Below are 19,919 nucleotides of genomic sequence, written 5' to 3'. Positions count from 1 at the left end.
GACTTCCGCGGGGCGGGGGCGCTTCGCGTGCGCCGCGGCGGGCGGTTCCGGCCGGGGCCCGGGTCAGCGGCCCGGCTGCTCGGCACGCAGGGCGGTCACCAGGTCGCGCGGCAGGCCGTGCGTGTCGTGCAGGTAGGCCAGGTCCTCCTCGCCGAGCGGCCCGGCGAACCGCCGCTGCGACAGCACCCGGCGCCCGCGCTCCAGCAGCGCGGCGAACTTCCGCTCCTCGGCGAGCAGCACCTCGCGCGCCAGCGGGCCCCGCTCCGGGGGCAGGGCGAAGCGGTGCAGCGTCTCGTCCACCAGCGGCCGCGGCAGGCCGGCGAGCGTGGCGCCCGGCTCGTCGCGCCACAGCAGGGTGAGCACGCGCCGCACCAGCCGGCGCAGCACATAGCCGTGGGCGGTGGCCGCGGGCCGTACGCCGTCGCCGATCAGGGCGATCGAGGAGCGCAGGTGGTCGGTGACGATCCGCCGGGACACGTCGTCGCGGCCCCACTCGCGCGGCAGCAGCCGCCGCCACAGGGCGAAGACGTCACTGTCGTACACCGACCGCTCGCCCTGCAGGACCGTCACCAGCCGCTCCAGGCCCATGCCGGTGTCGACGCTGCCGCGCGGCAGGTCCGTCAGGCTGCCGTCCTCGTGCCGCCGGTAGCGCATGTGGACGTGGTTCCACACCTCGACCCAGCGCGGGTCGGTGCCCGGCGTCCCCGTCGGGTCGCCGTCGCCGGTCCACACGAAGATCTCCGAGTCGGGGCCGCATGGCCCGGTGGGGCCGTTGGACCACCAGTTGTCCGCGGCCGTCCGCTCCACCGGGACGCCCAGCTCCCGCCAGGTCTCCAGGGCGGCGGTATCGGGTCCGACCTGGCCGTCGCCGCCGAAGACGGTGGCGTGCAGCCGTTCGGGGGCGATGCCGTACTCGCCGGTCAGCAGCTCGTAGCCCCAGGTCAGGCTCTGCGGGCTGCCGTAGTCGCCCAGCGACCAGGAGCCGAGCATCTGGAAGGCGGTCAGGTGGGTGAGGTCGCCGACCTCGTCCAGGTCGGTGGTGCGCAGGCAGCGCTGCACGTCGGCGAGGCGGGCGCCCTCGGGGTGGGGGCGGCCGGTCAGGTACGGGGTGAGCGGGTGCATGCCCGAGGTGGTGAAGAGCACCGGGTCGTCGTGCGGGCGGACCAGCGGGGAGCTGGGCAGGACGTGGTGGCCGCGGTCGCGGAAGAAGCGGAGGAAGGTTCCGGCGATCTGCTCCGTGGTCCGCTCTGTGTTCATGGTGTTCATGGGATCGGGTGCCTTTCCGGTGGCTGCGGGTGTGGCGGCCGGCGGTCGCGGCGGGGGAGGGGCCGCCGGTGGGGCCGCGTGACACGCGGAGCACTTCCGGAAGAGGGGCCGCCCGGCGGACCGTGTCCGGTCGCCGGGGAGGGGTGAGATCAGACGGCGGCAACCGGCGAGCTGGTCGCTCGCGCGGTCGCGGTGGTGCGGTCGATGACCTTCATGTCCTCGACGGTAACAGGGCGGCCGCACGGGTGCCGCCGCATTTTCCGCGGCTGCGGACCGCGGTCGCGCCGCAGCCGGCCGTAACGCCCATATCATTGCAAATCAGGCATTTACTGTTGTTCGGGCATATGTGGCAGAGTGGGAATCTGTGTGCAGGACCGCGACTCGACCGCGAGGGGAGTCCCGCCGATGACCGCTCGCACCGCCCACGGCAGCCGCGGCCCCGAGGGGCGTTCGGCCCGGCGGCCCGCACCGGGCGCGTCCACCGGCCCCGGCGCTTCCCCCGAGCCGCACGAGATGCCCGGTGACGTCCCCGCCGACATGGGCTACGACGCTTCCGGCGAGCCCCCCGTCGAGATCCCGCTCGACGTCCCGCTCGACCTGGCCTCCGCCGAGTCCCACGGTCGCGACGGCGCCGGGTCCTCCGGGCCCGACACCTCCCGGGCCCGCAGCCCCGCCCCCCTTGCCGGCATCGACGCCGACGCGCCTGACGCTCTCTTCGGTCGCTCCACCGCCGTGCTCGCCCTCCTGGAAGGACCCGAGCACCGGTTGCTGGTGGCCAACCACGCCTTCCACAAGGTCTTCGGCACGGGCCCCTCCGCCGTCGGCAGCCCGCTCGCCCGCAGCATGCCCGAACCCGCCGGCCGGCACCTGCTCGCCCTCCTCGACCAGGTCTACCGCTCCGGCGCCCCCCGCTCCGGCCAGGACCTCCCGGTCCGGCTGGAGTGCGGCGGCCGCAGCACCGAGGCGTACCTGGACCTCACCGTCGAGCCCCGCAGGGACGCCGGGGGACGGGTGCTCGGCGTGCGCGTCCTCGGTATCGACACCACCCCGCTCAAGCACACCCAGGCGCTCGCCGCCGAGCAGCGCGCCCTGCTGGAGCAGATCGCCCGGCACGCCCCGGTCCAGGAGGTGCTGGACGCCCTGACCCGTGTCATCGAGGAACTCGCGCCCGGCGTCCTGGCCTCCGTGCTGCTCGCCGACCCCGACGGCACCCACCTGCGGCACGGCGCCGCGCCCAGCCTGCCCCGCTTCTACAACGACGCCATGGACGGCATCGCCATCGGCGAGGGCATGGGCTCGTGCGGCACCGCCGCCCACCGGCGCGAGCCCGTCGTCGTCGCCGACATCGCGGCCGACCCGTTCTGGAACGGCTACCACGAGGTCGCCCGCCGGGCCGGAGTCGCCTCCTGCTGGTCCACCCCGATCCTGTCCGCGTCCGGCGAACTGCTCGGCACCTTCGCCCTGTACCACCGTGTCCCGCACACCCCCGACGCGGCCGACCTCGCGCTGAGCGCGTCCTTCGCCCGCATCGCGGGCCTGGCCGTCGAACGGCACCGCGCCGAGGAGGCCCGCGCGCAGGCCGAGGAGAAGGAGAAGGCGGCCCGCGAGGATCTGGCCTTCCTGCTGGAGGCCGGCACCGCGCTCACCCGCGACCTCGACTACGAGCAGACGCTCCAGCACCTGGCCCGGCTCTGCGTGCCCGGTCTCGCCCCCGTCTGCGTCATCGACGCCGTCTCCGGCGGACGGCTGCGGCGGATCGCGGCCGTCGCCGCCGACGGCAGGCAGCAGGACCTGCTGGCCTCCGGCGGGCACGGCGTCGGAGCCGTCGTGGGCTCCGGGGACCGCAACGAACCCGAGGCCACCCGGATCGGCCGCGGCGCACCGCCGGTCCCCGGCCACTGGCAGGCCCTCGACGTCAGCGGCCACGTCCGCATCCCGCTGCGCGAACGCGCCCGCACCTACGGCACACTCACCCTGCTCAGCACCGGCGCCGACGTGCTCGACTGGCGCCGCATCGCGCTCGCCGAGGAGCTGGCCCACCGGGCCTCCACCGTGGCCCGCAACGCCCGCCAGTACCACGACCGGGCCCGCCTGGCCCACGACCTCCAGGCCGGCCTGCTGCTCACCGACATGCCCGAGCTGCCCGGCGGCGAACTGGCCGCCTACTACCGCCCGGCCGGCGAAGGGCTCGACATCGGCGGCGACTTCTACGACGTCTTCCCGCTGCCGGGCGACCGCTGGGCCTTCATGATCGGCGACGTCTGCGGGCGCGGCGCCCTGGCCGCCACGATCACCGCCCTCGTACGGCACACCGCGCGGGCCGTCGCGCCGCTGCTGCCCGACCCCGTCGCCGTCACCGCGGCCATCAACAAGGCGCTGCTGGACCGCGCGCCCGGCGGGGCCGGCGGCGACTTCGTCACCCTCGTCTACGGCCACCTCGCGCCGCGGCCGGACCACCTCGCGATCGACCTCGTCCGAGCCGGCCACGTGATGCCCGTCCATCACCGCCCCGGCCGCGACCCCACCCAGCTCGCCACGGCGGGCATGCTGCTGGGCGCCTTCCCCGACGCCGCTCCCGAACCGTTCGGCCTGCCGCTGCTGCCCGGCGAGTCCCTGGTCCTCACCACCGACGGCATCACCGAGGCGCGCGACCGCACGGGCGCCGAGTTCGGCGACGACGGAATCACCCGCGCCCTCGCCGCGCCGCCGCCCCCGGCGGCGGCCCGCGAGGTCCTCGCCGCCCTCATCCGCGCGGTCACCCACCACACCAGCGGCGTCCCCACGGACGACGACCAAGCGGTCCTGATCCTCACAGCCCGCCCGCCCTCCCTTTGAGCAGGACGGCTCCGCGTCCGCCCCGCTGTGCCGGTGCCGGTCCGTGCGCCGGGAAGGGGCCGGCCACGCAGTGGCTTCGTCCGGGGCGGCACCCCTGGGCGGTACGGGGGACCGCTCGCGCGAAGGGCAAGGTGCACAGAGGCGCTGGGGGTACCTCCCAGGCGGGGCTTTGGGGGGAGAAACTGGGTGAGCAACCGTCCACCGGGGGAGGTCCGGGGCCCGGACTGGGGGCAGGCGGGGCGGTAGCCCGGCACCAGCGAGGCCGTGGGGCGGCGGGGCGTCCCCCGTCGCAGGACGGCGCCGTGAGCACGGGGTGCGGGGGACCCTCCGGACAGGGTGCCGTGGGCGCGGGAGCACGGTGGGGCCCGTCACTTGCAGCGAGCAGGGCCCGCACCCCAGCGGTAGCGTTGCCGTATGGACCCGACCGGCGCGGACACGCGGCCCGGCGTGTCGCAGGTGATCAGGTCCCGGGCAATGCGGCTGGCCGTCCCGCTGGCGATCCTGGCCGCGCTGGTCGCCGTGGACCTGCTCGGCGGCCGCGACATCCGGATCAGCGGGCTGGTGGTCGCGGTACCCGCGCTCTCCGCTGTGTTCCTCGGCCCCCTCCCCGTCCTCTTCCTCGGCGTCCTCGCCCTCGGCGGCGCCGTCGTGACGGCGTGGGAGAACCGCACGCTCGACACCGTGAACTTCCCCGTCGTGCTCGCCACCGTCGTCCTCGTCAGCGGCGCCTCCGTGCTGGCCGCTCGCCTCCGCAACCGGCGCGAGCACGAACTCGCGCAGGCCCGCAAGGTCGCCGAGGTCACCCAGCGGGCCCTGCTGCGCCCGCTGCCGGAACGCATGGGCCGGGTCACCATCTCCTCGATGTACCTCGCGGCCGAGGAGGAGGCCGCGATCGGCGGCGACCTGTACGCGGCCGCGCCCACCGGCCGCTGCGGCGCCCGCGTCCTCGTGGGCGACGTGCAGGGCAAGGGCCTTGGCGCCGTGGAGGTCGTCAGCCTCCTGCTGAGCGCGTTCCGCCGCGCCGCCCGCGTACGGGCCCCGCTTTCGGAGCTGATGGGGTACCTCGACTCCGGCCTGCGTGCCGACCTGCACGAGCTGTCGGCGTACCCCGAGCCGGTGACCCTCACCGCGCCCGGCGCGGCCCCTGTCCCGACGCCCGTCGTCGAGGGGATGGACGATCCGGCGGAGATCGAGAGCGCCTACGACGAGCGCTTCGTGACCGCCGTGGCGGTGGACGTCTCCGACGACGGCGAGCAGGTCCGCATCGCCAACTGCGGGCACCCGCCGCCGCTGCTCATCCGCGGCGGCACCGTACGGCAGCTCTTCCCCAGCACCCCCGACCTGCCGCTCGGCCTCGGCGACCTCACCTGGCAGGCGCAGCACATCGACACCCACGACCTGGCCGTCGGCGACATCCTGCTGCTCTACACCGACGGCGTCATCGAGGCCCGCGACCGCGACGGCGTCTTCTACCCGCTCGCCGAGCGCCTGGTGCGCTGGACCGCCGACCGGCCCGACACCCTGCTGGCCGACATCCGTGCCGACGTGCTGCGCCACACCCGGTCCCGGCTGGCCGACGACCTCGCCATGGTGGCCCTCCAGCGCGTCGTGTGACCGCCGGGCCCGCCGTCTGGAACCACCCAGGGCGCCAGGAAGTCCGCCGCGCGGCCGCCCCGGGGCGCCGGACCAGGCGCTCGTCGTCTTTTTCCGGTACAGGACGGACACCCCGGCTGCCGGGCGGCCGGCGCTCGTCGCCGGGCGCCGAGCAGGGGCGTCCGGCGACGAGGAGCCCGCCGGGCCCTGAGGCGCCCGCGCGTTCACGTGCCTCCCCGCCGGGGCTTTCGAGCCGGCGTCCGGCAGCGCGCGACACCGCCGTACGAGTGACAGACTGAAACTCCGGAGCCGAATCGACGCGGAGGCGGTCCCCATGGCAGTGGCGCACTGCGGCCCTCCGGAGATCCCGCGGTACAGCGTGGGTGTGCGGGCGGGCGCCGGCCCGAGGACGCGATGAGCGGCGAGGCGCGCTACCCGCCGCGAGAGACCGCCCTGCTGGTCGTCGACCCCTACAACGACTTCCTGTCCGACGGGGGCAAGCTGTGGCCCCGGGCGAAGGAGGTCGCGGAAGGGGTCGGGCTGCTGGACCACATGCGCCAGGTGCTCGCCGCCGCACGTGAGCGGGGCTTGCGCGTGCTCATCGTGCCGCACCACCGGACGGCGCCGGCCGACTACACCACCTGGGAGCACCTGTCGCCCACGCAGCACCGCGTGCGGCAGGCGCAGGTCTTCGCGGAGGGCAGCTGGGGCGCCCAGTGGCACCCCGACTTCCGGCCCCGCGAGGGGGAGTTCGTGGCGGCGCAGCACTGGGCGTCGAGCGGCTTCGCCCACACCGACCTGGACCTGCTGCTCAGACAGCACGGCGTCCGCAGGGTCGTCCTCATCGGGATGCGCGCGAACACCTGCGTGGACACCACCGCGCGCTTCGCCCAGGAGCTCGGCTACCACGTGACCCTCGTCCGCGACGCCATCGCCTCCTTCACCTGGGAGGAGATGACCGCGACCTTCGAACTCAACGCGCCCCTGTACGCGCACGCCGTCCTGACCACCGAGGAGTGGCTGGCGGCGGTGGGTGAGGGGAGCCGGACGGCCCTGCCGTGACCAGGGTTCGCCAACCGCCGGGTTCCCAGGGGCACTTCGAAGGGCGCTGCCCGCACACACCGACATCCGACAACCGCCTGGAGGCGATCATGCAGGACGAGCGGAGGGACGTACGGAGGCCGAGCCGGAGGGACGGTGACCAGTGATGAGCGCCGTGAGCGGGAACGCGGCCGCCGAGGCGGGCGGCGCCCTGGCCGGGCAGACGGTCGTGGTGGTCGGGGGCAGCGCGGGCATGGGCCTGGAGACGGCGCGGCAGGTGCGCGCGGCCGGCGGCGAGGTGGTGCTGGTGGCGCGCAACGCCGAACGGCTGGAGCGGGCCGCCCGCGAGCTGAAGCCGGTGAGCACGGCCGCCTTCGACGCCGCGGACCCCGAACGCCTGGAGGGCTACCTGCGGGAGCTGCCCGGTCCGATCGACCATGTGATGGTCACCGCCGGCAGCCCGTCGTACACGCCGCTGGCGGAGCTGGATCTCGGCCGGGCCGGGCAGGAGTTCGGCGGGCGGATCGCCACGACGCTGGCGGTGGCGCGGGCGGGCCGGGAGAAGGTCAGGCCCGGCGGCAGCCTGTTGTTCGTCGGCGGCACCGGCGGCCGGCGGCCCGCCCGCGGCATGGCGGTGATGGGCGCGGTGACCGCGGCCCTGCCCGCGCTGACCGCGAACCTCGCCCTGGAGACCGCGCCGGTGCGGGTGAACCTGATCGCGGCCGGATTCGTGGACACCCCGCTGTCGGCCACGCTGCTGGGCGACCGACTGGAGGAGCGGCGCGAGCAGTTGCGCAGGACGCTGCCCATCGGGCGGGTGGTCGAGCCGGCCGACGTCGCCGCCCTCGCGGTGCACCTGATGGTCAACGAGGCACTGACCGGGGCCACGTACGACATCGACGGCGGGCAGCAGTTCGTGCCGGCCTGATCACGGCTGCTGCTCGGGGGCCCGCCCGGCAGCCGTCTCCTGGTCCGGCGGGTCCTGGTCGGGCCGAGTGCCCGGCGCCGGTGCGGAGTTGTCGGCCTCCGGGTCCGACTGCGGCGGGGGCGGCAGCAGTTCGCGGACGAGGAGGGTCGCGCCCGCCACCGCGCCGGGCATCAGCACGACCGCGACGATCGGCAGCAGGAAGACCAGGACGAGCGGTACACCGAAGCCGAGTACGAGGGGCAACCGGCGGCGCAGCAGCCGCAGTTGGTCGGTGAGGGGAATGTCGCGGCGCTGGAGGGCGACGCCGGCGAGTTCGAGGGTGAGGAAGAAACCGGAGACGCAGAAGCCGAGCGCGGGCACGACCGTCTGGCCCGCCACGGGTATGAAGCCGGCCGCGAAGAGCACGATCCCGAAGGCCGCCACGCGCAGCAGGACGCGGACGCTGTCGCGCGCGGAGATCCACAGCTCGCGCCACAGCGGCCGCTCGGGCGGCAAGGGCGCGCCGCCCTCGGCGTCCTCGACCCGTCCGGCCAGCGCCTCGTAGAAGGGCTGGCCGACCAGCAGGGTGACCGCGGTGAAGGAGAGGACGGCCAGCAGCAGGCCGCCGCCGACCAGCACGGCGGTGAGCAGGTCGCGGAAGGCGCCGCGCCAGGCGGACTGCCAGTGGTCGGCGAACGGCGTGGCCCAGGCCACCAGGTCCCCGGCCCACAGCACCAGCGCGGTGAGCGCGGCCGCGTATCCCAGCAGGGTGAGCAGGGCGGGCACCATGCCGAACCGCCAGTCCCGCGGGTGCCGCACCATCCATCGCTGCCCCGCGACGAGGAGTCGCAGGCCGTTGATCAGCTCGCCCATGCCGGGATCGTAGCGGGGGGTGGCTACTCGCCGTTGGGCTTCTGTCTCGTGCCCGGCCGCCGGCCGGTGGGGGGCTTGTCGCGCAGTTCCTCGCGCCCCCAAGAAGCGGCAACTCGTCTGCCCTACCCGCGCCGTGCCCGGCTGCGGGCCGGTGGGTGCTTCTCGCGCAGTTCCCCGCGCCCCCAAGAGCGGCGACCCGTGTGCCCTCGCCTGTCCGTGCCCGGCCGTCGGCCGGTCGGGGCTTGCCGCGCGGTTCCTCGCGCTTCTGGTGGGGCTTGGCCTTCGGGGGCGGTGGGCGGGTGGTTGACAGGGGGGTGGGGGGCGGCGGAGACTGCGCAGCAGTTGTGAACAAAAGTTCACCTGGCGAACAGGGCGGCATCGTGGACAAGGTCGTGGCCACCGCAGACGAGGCGGTGGCGGACGTCGGGGCCGGGGCGTCGCTCGCGGTCGGCGGGTTCGGGCTGAGTGGTGTGCCCAACGTGCTGATCGCCGCGCTGCTGCGGCAGGGCGCGGACCGGCTCGCGGTCGTGTCCAACAACTGCGGGGTGGACGGCGGCGGGCTCGGCACACTGCTGGCCGCCGGGCGGATCGTCCGCGTCACCGGCAGCTACATCGGCTCGAACAAGGAGTTCGCCCGCCGATACCTGGGCGGCGAACTGGAGTTGGAGCTCACCCCGCAGGGCACCCTCGCGGAGCGGCTGCGGGCCGGCGGCGCCGGGATACCCGCGTTCTTCACCCCGGCCGGTGTCGGCACCCTGGTCGCCGAGGGCGGCCTGCCCTGGCGGTACACCGCGGACGGGGAGGTGGCGACGGCCTCGCCGCCCAAGGAGGTCAGGGAGTTCGACGGCCGCCCGTACGTCATGGAGCGCGCCATCACCACCGACTTCGCCCTCGTGCGGGCCGCCCGCGGCGACCGCCACGGCAACCTCGTCTTCGCCAAGGCCGCGCGGAACTTCAACCCGTTGGCCGCGATGGCCGGCCGGGTGACGATCGCCGAGGTGGAGGAGCTGGTGGAGCCCGGCGAACTGGACCCGGACGGCGTCCACCTGCCCGGCGTGTTCGTCCAGCGCGTGCTGCAATTGACCCCGGAGCAAGCCGCGGACAAGGCGATCGAGCGGCGTACGGTCGCGCCCCGGCCCGGGCAGGTGCGGCACTGATGGCCTGGACCCGCGAGGAGATGGCCGCCCGCGCGGCCCTGGAGCTGGCCGACGGCTCGTACGTGAACCTCGGCATCGGCCTGCCCACGCTGATCCCGGGCCACCTGCCGCCCGGCGTCCAGGTCCTGCTGCACTCCGAGAACGGCATCCTCGGTGTCGGCCCCTACCCGCAGGAGGACGCGGTCGACCCCGACCTCGTCAACGCCGGGAAGGAGACCGTCACGGTGCTGCCCGGCGCCTCCTTCTTCGACTCCGCGCTGTCCTTCGCGATGATCCGCGGCGGCCACATCGACACCGCCGTGCTCGGTGCCATGCAGGTCTCGGCTGCGGGCGACCTCGCCAACTGGATGGTGCCCGGCCGCACGGTGAAGGGCATGGGCGGCGCGATGGACCTCGTGCACGGCGCCCGGCGCGTCATCGTGCTGATGGAGCACACCACCAAGGACGGCGCGCCGAAGATCCTGCCCGCCTGCACCCTTCCGCTGACCGGCCGCGCCTGCGTGGACCGGATCGTCACCGACCTCGCCGTCCTCGACGTGACCCCGCACGGGCTGCGGCTGGCCGACCTGGCGCCGGGCGTCACCGCCGACGAGGTGCGGGCGCGCACGGCGGCGCCGGTGAACGGCTGAGCCCCCTGCCCGAAGCGGCCCCCGCGACGCCCAGAAAGGACCACCCCATGGCAGCCCCGCCCGCCCTGTCCAGCCAGGCCGACATCGACGCCGAGATCGCCGCCGCGGTCCCCGGCGGCGGCCCCCACCCGGACCGCGGCTACGCCCCCTACCGCAGCAGCGCCCTGCGCCACCCGCACCAGCGCCTGGCCGCCGTGCGCGACCCCGAGGCCGTCGAGCTCTCGGGACCCGTCTTCGGCGCCACCGACGTCACCGCCCTCGACCACGACCTCACTCGCCAGCACCTCGGTGAACCCCTCGGCGAGCGCATCACCGTCACCGGCCGGGTGACGGACCGCCAAGGGCGGCCGGTACGGCACCAGTTGGTGGAGATCTGGCAGGCCAACGCCGCCGGCCGCTACGCCCACCAGCGCGACGACCACCCCGCCCCGCTCGACCCGAACTTCACCGGCGTGGGCCGCTGCCTCACCGACGGCGAGGGGCGCTACTCCTTCACCACGATCAAGCCGGGCGCCTACCCGTGGCGGAACCACCTCAACGCCTGGCGGCCCGCCCACATCCACTTCTCGCTCTTCGGAACCGCCTTCACCCAGCGCCTGGTCACCCAGATGTACTTCCCCGGCGACCCGCTCTTCCCCTACGACCCGATCCTGCACTCGGTGACCGACCCGGCCGCCCGGCGCCGCCTGGTCGCCGACTACGTGCACGCCCTGTCCCAGCCGGAGTTCTCCCTCGGCTACCGCTTCGACATCGTGCTCGACGGCCCCGCCGCCACCTGGACCGAGCCGGAGGAGCAGCGGTGAACGAGCAAGCCGCGCACGGCACTTCATGCACCGGGACCGGCAACCGGACGGTGCCGCCCACCCCTTCGCAGACCGTCGGCCCCTTCTACGGCCACGCGCTGCCCTTCCCGCGCGGCGGCGCCCTCGCCCCCGAAGGCGACCTGCGGGCCCTCACCCTGCACGGCCGCGTGTTCGACGGCGCAGGGCAGCCCGTCCCCGACGCCCTGCTGGAGTTCTGGCAGGCCGCCCCCGACGGCTCGCGCACCGGCGCGCCCGGCTCGCTGCGCCGCGACCCGGCCGACGGCTCCGTACTCGGCCGCGACGGCGTGGAGTTCACCGGCTTCGGCCGGGTCTCCACCGACGCCGACGGGCACTGGGCGGTGCGCACCCTGCCGCCGCCGCAGTCGGCGCCCTACGTGGCGGTGTGCGTCTTCGCCCGCGGGCTGCTGCACCACCTCTACACCCGCGCCTACCTCGCCGAGCCCGCGGCCGACCCGCTGCTCGACGCCCTTCCCGCCCACCGGCGCGCCACCCTGCTCGCCCCCGCGGAACGCCCCGGCGTGCACAGGTTCGACATCACCCTGCAGGGCGAGCCGGACCGCGAGACGGTGTTCCTCGACTTCGGATGACCCGCTTCGGACACCGCGCCGAATGACCGGGCGAACACACCACGACAGGCGAGGAGTTGCCGGATGAGGCTGCACCACCGCAGCGACGGGCCCGCCACCGGGCCGGTGCTGCTGCTCGGACCGTCCCTGGGCACGTCGCTGCGCCTGTGGGACGCGCACGTGCCGCGGCTCGCCGCCGGACGGCGGGTGGTGCGCTGGGACCTGCCCGGCCACGGCGGCAGCCCCGCGGCGGACACCCCCGCGACCGTCGCCGCTCTCGCCGCCCTCGTGCTGGAACTGGCCGACGAGCTGGGCGTGGCGCGCTTCGACTACGCCGGGGTGTCACTGGGCGGCGCCGTGGGCGCCTGGCTCGCCGTGCACCACCCGGACCGGGTCGGCTCCCTCGCCCTGCTGTGCTCCTCGGCCCGCTTCGGCACCCCCGGCGGCTGGCAGGAGCGCGCCCGGGCCGTACGGGCCGGCGGGCTCGGCGAGTTGGCCGACTCGGCGCCCGGACGCTGGTTCAGCCCGAGGTCCGGATTCGCCGCGACCGCCGCCGCCCGGGCGCTCGTCGACGACCACCGGACCGCCGACCCCGAAGCGTACGCGGCCTGCTGCGACGCGCTCGCCGGATACGACCTGCGCGCGGACCTGCACCGGATCACCGCGCCCACCCTCGTCCTGGCCGGCCGCGACGACACCGGCACCCCGCCCGCGTACGCCCGCGAACTGGCCGACGGCATCGCGGACTCCGCGCTCGTGGAGGTGCCGCGGGCCGGCCACCTCGCGGTCGCCGAGCAGCCGTCGGCGGTGCTCGCGGCCCTGCGTGCGCACCTCCGCCGCGACGAGGACGCCCCCGCACCCGAAGCCGCCCTGCCGGACCGCGCGGCGACCCGGGCCGACGTCCACCGCGCCGGCACCGCCGTACGCCGCGAAGTCCTCGGCGACGCCTGGGTGGACCGCGCGGCCGCGGCCGCCACCGACTTCACCGCGCCCTTCCAGGACCTGATCTCCCGCTACGCCTGGGGCGAGATCTGGACCCGGCCGGGCCTCGACCGCCGCACCCGCTCCTGCATGACGCTGACCGCGATGGTCGCCGGCGGCCACCACGACGAACTCGCCATGCACGTGCGCGCCGCCCTCACCAACGGCCTGACACGGGCCGAGATCCGCGAGGTGCTGCTCCAGTCGGCGGTCTACTGCGGGGTCCCCGCCGCCAACACCGCCTTCGCCATCGCCTCCCGCGTCCTGGCGGACCTCGACAACGAAAACTGACGGCCCGTCACATGCGCGCGTGCGCCTCGATGTCCTCGGCGAACTCCGCGAGCGCCCGCTCGGTCAGCGTCGTGCGGGTCTGCACGATGGAGACCAGGTAGTCGCCGGTGGAGGCGGGCGTGCCGAGGTGGTCGGCGACCTCGCGCTCGAAAGCCGCGTGCGCGCCCTTGCGGGCGGCGAACTCGATGTCGGCGGGCGTGAACATCTCGCTCGCCGCCACCAGGCGCGCCAGCTCCACACCGTCGGCGGCGGGCCCGAGGTAGCGGCGCCAGATCGCCGAGCGGGCCGCGGCGTCCGGCGGGCCGACCGGGATCACGTAGTCGAACCGGCCGGGCCGCAGGAACGCCGGGTCCAGGGACCGTACGGAGTTGGTGGCGCAGATCAGCAGCCGGTCGTCGCCGTCGCGAAAGCCCGGGATGAGCTTGAGCAGCTCGTTGGTGACGCCGTGGCCCGGGTCCACCGCCCGGCCCGATCGCACCCCAGCGATCTCCTCGACCTCGTCGATGAAGAGCACCACCGTCTCCAACTCGGCGAGTTCGGCGAAGGTGTCCCGCAGCGAGGCGGCCAGGCCGCCCGAGGACGAGGCGGCCAGGCGCGAGGGGAACAACTCCACGAACGGCCAGTCCAGCCGGGAGGCGACCGCCTTGGCGAAGCTGGTCTTGCCGGTGCCGGGCGGCCCGAACAGGATGACGGCCTTCGGCGGCGACACCCCGTACCGCTCGGCGAGCGCCGGCTCGGCCAGCGGCAGGACGATCCGCCGCTCGATGGCCTCCTTCTCGCGCTCCATCCCGGCCAGCGCCTCCCACAGCCCGCGCGGCTGCACCCGCCCGCCCAGCTCGGCGAGCAGCCCGGCGTCGCCCGCGCCCAGGTGGTCGACCTTCTCGTGCAGCACCAGGCCCTCGCGGCGGGTGTAGCCGGAGTTCTCCAGCGCGGTGTCGCCGGTGGCGCCCGGCGGCAGCAGCGCGCTGATCCGGCGCACGCCCTGCGGCCGCAACCGGCGCTCCAGCTCGCCGACCAGCGCGCTGCCGATGCCGCGGTTGCGCCACCGGGCCGCGAGCGCCACCAGCGTGATCCACGCCCGCTCGCCCTGCACCTGCGCCACCGCCATGCCGACCAGGTCGTCGCCGACCAGCGCGACCACCGCGGGCGCGCCCGCCCTCGCGGCGGCCATCACCTCCGAGACGGGGAAGACCGGTGGGGCGTCGTCCGCCAGCCGGCTCTGGTCCCAGATCTGGACGGCCCGGTCCAGGTCGTCGTCATGGAATTCGCGCAGTCGCCACGAGGGCATGGCCACCATCCCGCCGGCAGGCGCCGCGCCGCCCGCGTGCCGGGCCACTCGCGGCCCGGGGGGCCGCTCCGCCGCCGGCTCCCATTGTCGGCCGGGCCCACCGCCCCCGTCGACCGGAAGAGCGCGACGACCCCCGGACGAGCGCCGGGACCTGTGCGGAACGAGCGGGCGGCAGAGCGGCGGGAGAGCGGGGGAGGGTCACACCTTGCGGGCCACCCCGCCGTAGAAGCCGATCTCCGCCGAGCCCTTGGGCGCGGTGCCGTCCGGCCGCCAGAAGGGCACTTGGACCAGGCCCGGCTCGACCAGCTCGAAGCCCGCGAAGAAGCGTTCCACCGCGGCCCGTTCGCGCAGGTTGAGGGTCGCGGTCGCATTGTTGTAGACGGCCTCGGCCTCGACGCGGTCGGCGAAGTCCCCGGTGGCGTGCGAGAGCACCAGGTAGCTGCCCGCGGGCAGCGCGTCACGCAGCTCGGCGACGACCCGCTCGGGCTCATCGGCCTCGGTCAGGAAGTGCAGGATCGCCACCAGCAGCAGGGCCACCGGCTGCGTGAAGTCGATGACCCGCCGCACCTCGGGGTCGGCCAGCACCGCCGCCGGCTCGCGCAGGTCGCCCAGGACCACAGCGGTCGGCGCCGACGTGCGCAGCAGCGCGTTGGCGTAGGTGTGGACGATCGGGTCGTTGTCGACGTAGGCGATGCTCACGCCGGGGTCGAGGGCGCGGGCGACCTCGTGCACGTTGGGCGAGGTGGGCAGGCCCGTGCCGATGTCCAGGATCTGCCGCACGCCGCTGCCGACCACGTACCGCACGGCCCGCTGCAGGAACGCGCGGTTGGCCTGCACCCCGACGCGCACCTCGGGCGCCCGGTCCGCCAGCAGGTCGCCGGCCGCGCGGTCCACCTCGTAGTTGTCCTTGCCGCCGAGCAGGTAGTCGTAGATGCGGGCCGGGTGCGGCCTGCTGGTGTCGATCTCCTCGGCGCGGAAGCCGTTCTGCGTCACGTCGTGCTCCATCCCCTCGCTGACCGCCGCGCCCGGACCCGCCCCGGCCGGCACCCCCCGATCGAGCACAGCTTCCCACATCAACTGCCCAGCCCACGCCCCCTGTTCCGCCACGATCGTCCGCAGCGGACGAGACATCGGCCACGTCTCCCGGCCCTTCCGGTCACCGCACGGGACCGGCCCCGCACACGGCGTGTCAGCCTGCGGCGGTCAAGGCGTCCACGACGCCCGCGATGTCCGGCGCGACGATGTCGGGCCGCGGCCCCAGCGGGCTGAGCACCTGGCCGGGCCGGCTCACGAAGGCCGCGCGGCAGCCCGCCTCCAGCGCACCGGCCACGTCCCACCAGTGCGCGGCCACCAGTCGCACCTCGGCGGCCGGCACCCCGCAGACCTCGGCCACGTGCAGATAGGGCTGTGGCGCGGGCTTCAAGTGGCGTACGGCGTCGGCCGAGACCACCCGGTCGAAGAGGTCCGACAGCCCCGCGTACGCCAGTTGGGCCCGGGCCACCGCCTCCGGCGAGTTGGTGAGCGCCACCACCTGCACCCCGGTGCCCCGCAACCGGCCCAGCGCGGCGGCGACTTCCGGGTACGCCGGCAGCTCGGTCATCCCGCGCACGATGCGTTCGGCGGCCGCGTCGCCGAGCTCGGTGCCCTCGCGTTCGGCGAGCATGCGCAGCGCGGCGTGCTGGGCGGTGGTGAAGTCGGTGTAGGCGCCGGTCAGTCCGCCCGCGAACGACAGCTGCAGCATGAGCGCGAACCACTGGGGCCGCAGCGCGGCCGAGCCGAAGGCGGCGGTGAACGGCCCGTCCAGGCCCCGCAGGTCGAGCAGCGTCTCGTTGACGTCGAAGGCGATCACCCGGCTCATCGCTGTCCTTCCCTCGGGCGGCGGTCGGTGTCCCCGGGCGCCGTTCGCCGCGGTGCGGCCGACGCCCTGACGGTGAGCATAGCCCCGAAGGTACGATGAGTGACGTACCTTGAGCGGACGGGAGACGGCGGGACCCATGGCCGAGGGCGCGCTGCACCACCCGGCGGCCGAGGAGATCGACCTCGGCGCCGTGCTCTCCGCGCTCGCCGACCCGCTGCGCCGCCGCGTGGTCGTGGAGCTGGCCGAGCGGCCCGACGAGGAGCGGCTGTGCGCCTCCTTCCGCCTCTCGGTCGGCAAGTCGACCCGTACGCACCACTGGCGGGTGCTGCGCGAGGCCGGCCTGGTGTACCAGCGCGACGCCGGCAACCGGCTATGGATGCGCCTGCGGTCCGAGGACCTCGACCGCCGCTTCCCGGGACTCATCGCGGCCGTGGCCGCCGCTTCCCGCCCCTCCTAGGGCCCGCCCGGGGCCGTCCCGGAGGGCCGTGCGGCCCCGGGGGAAGTGCCGCACGGCCCCTGTGCCGGGCCGGCGGCGGAGCCGAAGGTGGGGGTGGCAGGCGCAGGGGGGCAGGAAAGGACGGCATCCGATGGGCAGCCCAGGAACGGCGGGCGCCGCGGCGGCGAGGCGGCCGGACGCGGCGGACCTGCACCGGCTCGTATCGGCGGCGGTGGCCGCCCCCTCGATCCACAACACCCAGCCGTGGCGCTACCGCTTCGACCCCGACACCGCGACCGTCCAGGTCCGCGCGGCGGCCGACCGGGTCCTGCCGCGCACCGACCCCGACGGGCGGGCGCTGCACATCTCCGTCGGCGCCGCCGTGTTCAACCTGCGGATCGCCTGCGAGCAGCAGGGCCGGCAGCCCCTCGTCCGGCTGCTGCCCCGGGCCGACGAACCCGACCTTGTGGCGAGCCTCGACCTCGCCTCTGCACCCGGCCGCACCTCGCGCGAGGATCTCGACGACCTGTACGGCGCGATCTGGCGCCGGCACAGCAGCCGCCGCCCCTATGCCGCCCGGCCGGTCCCCGAGCAGGTCCGCGCCGAACTGGCCCGCGCCGCAGCCGAGGAGGGCGCCCTCCTGCACTTCCCCGGCCGCACCGAGACCACCCGCGTCCTGCAGCTCACCGCCATGGCCGAGCAGGACAACAACGCCGACCCCGGCCGCAGGGGCGAGAGCCACGCCTGGGTGCGCGACGGCATACCCGCCGAGGCGCTCGGTCCGCGCGACGCCAACGGCACCGTGCCGCTGCGCGACTTCACCGCCGCGAGCCCGGCCGACCGGCGGCCCCGCGAGGCTTTCGAGGCCCACCCGCTGGTCGCGGTGCTCGCCACCGCCGGCGACCGGCCCGCCGACTGGGTCCGCGCGGGGCAGGCACTGGAACACGTCCTGCTCACCGCCACGGCCCGCGGCCTGCGCGCCTCCCTCCTCCACCAGGCCCTGGAGTGGCCCGACCTGCGCTGGGCCCTGCGCGACGTCCGCGAGGGCGTCGAGCACCCGCAGATGCTGCTGCGCCTGGGCTACGGGCCCGAGGGCAGCGCGACCCCGCGCCGCCCGGTGGCGGAGGTGCTGGACGAGGAGTAGACCCGGGGAGGTCCCGGCGGCGGGCGGGACCGCGCGTGCGGCCGGGGGAACGCCGTGCGGCCTGCCGCACGCGGTCGGGCGGTTCCGCCATGCGTCAGCGTGCGCGCGGCTCTGCGCGCCCCCGAACGTGGTCTGCGCGCCGGGCCTTACGCGGTCGGGTGGTTCCGCCGTACGGCGCTGTCCGCGCGGCCGGGGTCGTACGGTGCCGGGTGCGGCTGGCCCCCCGCGCGCAACTGCTCACATGGCCAGCGCCGGGCCTACGCGGGCGGGCGGTTCCACCGTGCGCCGCTGTCCGCGCGGCCGGAGGGCGTACGGCGTCGGCTGCGGCCTGCCCGCCTCCGTACGCAATCGCTCACGTGGCCAGCGCCGGGCCTACGCGGGCGGGCGGTTCCACCGTGCGCCGCTGTCCGCGCGGCCAGGGCCGTACGGCGTCGGCCAGCCGCCTCTTCGCGCCCGCGCGCAACCCCTCACGTGGTCCGCGCGCTGTCCCGGATGCCCGACGGGACCTCCCACACCAGGCGGGTGCCGCCCTTCGGGGCCGGACCCGCGGTGAAGGTGCCGCCCAGGCGCTCGGCGCGCTCCGCCAGGTTGCGCAGGCCGCTGCGGGGGGTCTCCGCCGGCAGGCCGCGGCCGTTGTCGGTGACCGCCAGGGTCAGCGCTCCGGACTCCACCGTGACCGACACCTCGACCGCGCTCGCCTGCGCGTGCCGGGCCGCGTTGGACAGCGCCTCCTCCAGCACCGCGGCGGCTTCCTGCGCCACCGCGGGCGCCACCTCGTTGTCGATCAGGCCCTGCATCCGCAGCGCCGGGGTGAAGCCCAGTGTGCGCGCGGCCTGCTCCACGCTCGCCGCGATCCTGGCCCGCAGCCCCGCGTGACCGCGCTCGGCCTCCCGGGCGCGCAGCCCGAAGATCGTGGACCGGATGATCTTGATGGTCTCGTCCAGGTCGTCCACCGCGCGCATCAGCCGCTCGGTCGCCTGGGGGTGCTCCACGAAGCGCAGCGCGCTCTGCAGCGTCATCCCCGTGGCGAACAGCCGCTGGATCGCCAGGTCGTGCAGGTCGCGGGCGATACGGTCGCGGTCCTCCAGGACGGCGAGCTGCTCGGTGGTGCGCCGCTGCTCCGCCAGCGCCATCGCCAGGGCCGCCTGCCCGGCGAAGGCCAGCAGCGGCGCGGTCTCGTCCTCGCCGAAGGAGGCCGCCCGCTCGGGCCGGCCGAGCAGCAGCACCCCGCGCGGCCCCGCGTCGGTGATCATCGGCACCGCCGCCACCGGGCCCAGGCCGCTCCAGCGCGGCGGCCCCGCCGAGGCCCGCTCGTCCTTCTGGATCTGCGAGGTGGTGATCGGGCGGCCGGCCGTGAGTGCCGCGCCCATGAACGAGCCCTCGTACGGCAGCACCAGGCCGCGGTGCGCGTCGGCGTCCATGCCGACGGCGATCATCACCTGCAGTTCCTTCCCGCCGGGCGCCGGGAGGGCCAGCACGCCGAGGTCCGCGCCCAGGATCCGCCGGGCGTGCTCCACGATGGCCTGGAGCACGTCCATCTCGTTCTCGCCCGACAGCAGGCGGGCGACGATGTCGGAGTTCGCCTCCAGCCAGTCCTGGCGGCGGCGGCTCGCCTCGTACAGGCGGGCGTTCTCGATCGCGACGCCCGCGGCGACGGCGAGGGTCTGCAGCACCGTCTCGTCCTCGCCGTCGAAGGTGCCGCCGCCGTGCTTCTCGGTGAGGTAGAGGTTGCCGAACACCTCGTCGCGCACCCGGATCGGCACGCCGAGGAAGGTGTGCATCGGCGGGTGATGCGGCGGGAAACCGCAGGAGGAGGGGTGATCGGCCAGTTCGGGCAGGCGCAGCGCGCGCGGGTGGCGGATCAGCTCGCCGAGCAGGCCGTGGCCGGTGGGCAGCGGGCCGATCGCCTTCGCCTGCTCCTCGTCGACACCGACGGTCAGGAACTGGCTGAGCGAGTCGCCGTCCACGACGGCCAGCGCCCCGTACTCGGCGTCCACCAGCGCGACCGCCGCCTCGACGATCCGCCGCAGCACCTGCTCCAGGTCCAGCTCGCGGCCGACCGACAGCACCGCCTCCAGCAGGCTGTGCACGCGGTCCTGGGTGGCGCGGACCGCGTCCACGCGGTTCTGCAGCTCGTCCAGGAGCTCGTCCAGTCGCAGCCGGGGCAGATGGCTCTCCCGCCGCTCGCTCCCGTCGCCCACCTGAACCTCCGCCTCGCGGTCCGGCCCGG

Annotated in this window: 17 protein-coding genes; 11 read left to right on the top strand and 6 right to left on the bottom strand. The window is 75.4% G+C overall.

The features are described from left to right. Positions 1-63: 63 nt before the first annotated feature. Positions 64-1,257: an alanine--tRNA ligase-related protein gene (locus BLR33_RS10970; protein WP_093784310.1), complete on the bottom strand. Its 1,194-nt coding sequence runs from the start codon at positions 1,255-1,257 to the stop codon at positions 64-66. Between the two features lie 414 nt (positions 1,258-1,671). Here BLR33_RS10970 and BLR33_RS10965 point away from each other — a divergent pair, with 414 nt between their 5' ends. The 4 genes from BLR33_RS10965 to BLR33_RS10950 all read left to right on the top strand — a co-directional run bounded on the left by BLR33_RS10965 (position 1,672) and on the right by BLR33_RS10950 (position 7,663). Further along, the gene (locus tag BLR33_RS10965; RefSeq protein WP_245771331.1) at positions 1,672-4,101 is read left to right on the top strand and encodes a SpoIIE family protein phosphatase; all 2,430 of its coding nucleotides are present in this window, start codon (positions 1,672-1,674) and stop codon (positions 4,099-4,101) included. A gap of 414 nt (positions 4,102-4,515) precedes the next feature. After that, positions 4,516-5,715: a PP2C family protein-serine/threonine phosphatase gene (locus BLR33_RS10960; RefSeq protein WP_093784141.1), complete on the top strand. Its 1,200-nt coding sequence runs from the start codon at positions 4,516-4,518 to the stop codon at positions 5,713-5,715. A gap of 393 nt (positions 5,716-6,108) precedes the next feature. Next, positions 6,109-6,756, top strand: coding sequence for an isochorismatase family cysteine hydrolase (locus BLR33_RS10955; protein WP_093784140.1), 648 nt, complete (start codon positions 6,109-6,111; stop codon positions 6,754-6,756). Between the two features lie 145 nt (positions 6,757-6,901). Next, positions 6,902-7,663: an SDR family oxidoreductase gene (locus tag BLR33_RS10950; RefSeq protein WP_093784139.1), complete on the top strand. Its 762-nt coding sequence runs from the start codon at positions 6,902-6,904 to the stop codon at positions 7,661-7,663. Here the strand turns inward: BLR33_RS10950 and BLR33_RS10945 are convergent, their stop codons facing one another. Then, positions 7,664-8,515: an EI24 domain-containing protein gene (locus BLR33_RS10945; RefSeq protein ID WP_093784138.1), complete on the bottom strand. Its 852-nt coding sequence runs from the start codon at positions 8,513-8,515 to the stop codon at positions 7,664-7,666. It lies immediately after the preceding gene. Between the two features lie 380 nt (positions 8,516-8,895). On the opposite strand from BLR33_RS10945, the gene BLR33_RS10940 reads away from it, so the two are divergent. From BLR33_RS10940 to pcaDC, 5 genes are all read left to right on the top strand, one after another. Beyond that, on the top strand, positions 8,896-9,672 hold the full coding sequence (locus BLR33_RS10940) for a CoA transferase subunit A (RefSeq protein ID WP_093784137.1): 777 nt from the start codon (positions 8,896-8,898) through the stop codon (positions 9,670-9,672). Next, positions 9,672-10,301: a CoA transferase subunit B gene (locus tag BLR33_RS10935; RefSeq protein ID WP_093784136.1), complete on the top strand. Its 630-nt coding sequence runs from the start codon at positions 9,672-9,674 to the stop codon at positions 10,299-10,301. Before BLR33_RS10940 ends, BLR33_RS10935 begins: the two co-directional genes overlap by 1 nt. 47 nt (positions 10,302-10,348) lie before the next feature. Next, complete coding sequence (gene pcaH, locus BLR33_RS10930) at positions 10,349-11,104, top strand: protocatechuate 3,4-dioxygenase subunit beta (RefSeq protein ID WP_093784135.1); 756 nt, start codon at positions 10,349-10,351, stop codon at positions 11,102-11,104. Continuing rightward, the gene (gene pcaG, locus BLR33_RS10925; protein ID WP_093784134.1) at positions 11,101-11,712 is read left to right on the top strand and encodes a protocatechuate 3,4-dioxygenase subunit alpha; all 612 of its coding nucleotides are present in this window, start codon (positions 11,101-11,103) and stop codon (positions 11,710-11,712) included. Before pcaH ends, pcaG begins: the two co-directional genes overlap by 4 nt. Before the next feature lie 63 nt (positions 11,713-11,775). After that, on the top strand, positions 11,776-12,963 hold the full coding sequence (gene pcaDC, locus BLR33_RS10920; protein WP_093784133.1) for a bifunctional 3-oxoadipate enol-lactonase/4-carboxymuconolactone decarboxylase PcaDC: 1,188 nt from the start codon (positions 11,776-11,778) through the stop codon (positions 12,961-12,963). 7 nt (positions 12,964-12,970) lie between these two features. Here pcaDC and BLR33_RS10915 read toward each other — a convergent pair whose 3' ends face one another. The 3 genes from BLR33_RS10915 to BLR33_RS10905 form a co-directional block, all read right to left on the bottom strand. Beyond that, the gene (locus tag BLR33_RS10915; RefSeq protein ID WP_218136639.1) at positions 12,971-14,260 is read right to left on the bottom strand and encodes an ATP-binding protein; all 1,290 of its coding nucleotides are present in this window, start codon (positions 14,258-14,260) and stop codon (positions 12,971-12,973) included. 189 nt (positions 14,261-14,449) lie between these two features. Further along, on the bottom strand, positions 14,450-15,244 hold the full coding sequence (locus tag BLR33_RS10910; protein ID WP_093784307.1) for an SAM-dependent methyltransferase: 795 nt from the start codon (positions 15,242-15,244) through the stop codon (positions 14,450-14,452). Positions 15,245-15,440: 196 nt separating this feature from the next. Beyond that, complete coding sequence (locus BLR33_RS10905; RefSeq protein WP_093784132.1) at positions 15,441-16,109, bottom strand: haloacid dehalogenase type II; 669 nt, start codon at positions 16,107-16,109, stop codon at positions 15,441-15,443. A 136-nt stretch (positions 16,110-16,245) separates the two neighbouring features. Here BLR33_RS10905 and BLR33_RS10900 point away from each other — a divergent pair, with 136 nt between their 5' ends. Together BLR33_RS10900 and BLR33_RS10895 are read left to right on the top strand one after the other, a co-directional pair. After that, entirely contained in the window at positions 16,246-16,566 is a 321-nt protein-coding gene (locus tag BLR33_RS10900) for an ArsR/SmtB family transcription factor (protein WP_093784131.1), read from the top strand. 130 nt (positions 16,567-16,696) lie between these two features. Then, positions 16,697-17,689: an Acg family FMN-binding oxidoreductase gene (locus BLR33_RS10895; protein ID WP_245771330.1), complete on the top strand. Its 993-nt coding sequence runs from the start codon at positions 16,697-16,699 to the stop codon at positions 17,687-17,689. A 467-nt stretch (positions 17,690-18,156) separates the two neighbouring features. Here BLR33_RS10895 and BLR33_RS10890 read toward each other — a convergent pair whose 3' ends face one another. Then, complete coding sequence (locus tag BLR33_RS10890; RefSeq protein ID WP_176930232.1) at positions 18,157-19,890, bottom strand: sensor histidine kinase; 1,734 nt, start codon at positions 19,888-19,890, stop codon at positions 18,157-18,159. Positions 19,891-19,919: the final 29 nt, after the last annotated feature.

The sequence above is a fragment of the Actinacidiphila guanduensis genome (assembly GCF_900103985.1).
Lineage (GTDB): Bacteria > Actinomycetota > Actinomycetes > Streptomycetales > Streptomycetaceae > Actinacidiphila > Actinacidiphila guanduensis.
This window is presented reverse-complemented; position numbering and strand designations above follow the sequence as displayed.

What these genes read in the sequence shown, in the direction of transcription:
- BLR33_RS10970 (WP_093784310.1), bottom strand. Translation starts at nt 1,257, where the DNA reads ATGAACACAGAGCGGACCACGGAGCAGATCGCCGGAACCTTCCTCCGC.
- BLR33_RS10965 (WP_245771331.1), top strand. Translation starts at nt 1,672, where the DNA reads ATGACCGCTCGCACCGCCCACGGCAGCCGCGGCCCCGAGGGGCGTTCG.
- BLR33_RS10960 (WP_093784141.1), top strand. Translation starts at nt 4,516, where the DNA reads ATGGACCCGACCGGCGCGGACACGCGGCCCGGCGTGTCGCAGGTGATC.
- BLR33_RS10955 (WP_093784140.1), top strand. Translation starts at nt 6,109, where the DNA reads ATGAGCGGCGAGGCGCGCTACCCGCCGCGAGAGACCGCCCTGCTGGTC.
- BLR33_RS10950 (WP_093784139.1), top strand. Translation starts at nt 6,902, where the DNA reads ATGAGCGCCGTGAGCGGGAACGCGGCCGCCGAGGCGGGCGGCGCCCTG.
- BLR33_RS10945 (WP_093784138.1), bottom strand. Translation starts at nt 8,515, where the DNA reads ATGGGCGAGCTGATCAACGGCCTGCGACTCCTCGTCGCGGGGCAGCGA.
- BLR33_RS10935 (WP_093784136.1), top strand. Translation starts at nt 9,672, where the DNA reads ATGGCCTGGACCCGCGAGGAGATGGCCGCCCGCGCGGCCCTGGAGCTG.
- pcaH (WP_093784135.1), top strand. Translation starts at nt 10,349, where the DNA reads ATGGCAGCCCCGCCCGCCCTGTCCAGCCAGGCCGACATCGACGCCGAG.
- pcaDC (WP_093784133.1), top strand. Translation starts at nt 11,776, where the DNA reads ATGAGGCTGCACCACCGCAGCGACGGGCCCGCCACCGGGCCGGTGCTG.
- BLR33_RS10915 (WP_218136639.1), bottom strand. Translation starts at nt 14,260, where the DNA reads ATGGTGGCCATGCCCTCGTGGCGACTGCGCGAATTCCATGACGACGAC.
- BLR33_RS10905 (WP_093784132.1), bottom strand. Translation starts at nt 16,109, where the DNA reads ATGAGCCGGGTGATCGCCTTCGACGTCAACGAGACGCTGCTCGACCTG.
- BLR33_RS10900 (WP_093784131.1), top strand. Translation starts at nt 16,246, where the DNA reads ATGGCCGAGGGCGCGCTGCACCACCCGGCGGCCGAGGAGATCGACCTC.
- BLR33_RS10895 (WP_245771330.1), top strand. Translation starts at nt 16,697, where the DNA reads ATGGGCAGCCCAGGAACGGCGGGCGCCGCGGCGGCGAGGCGGCCGGAC.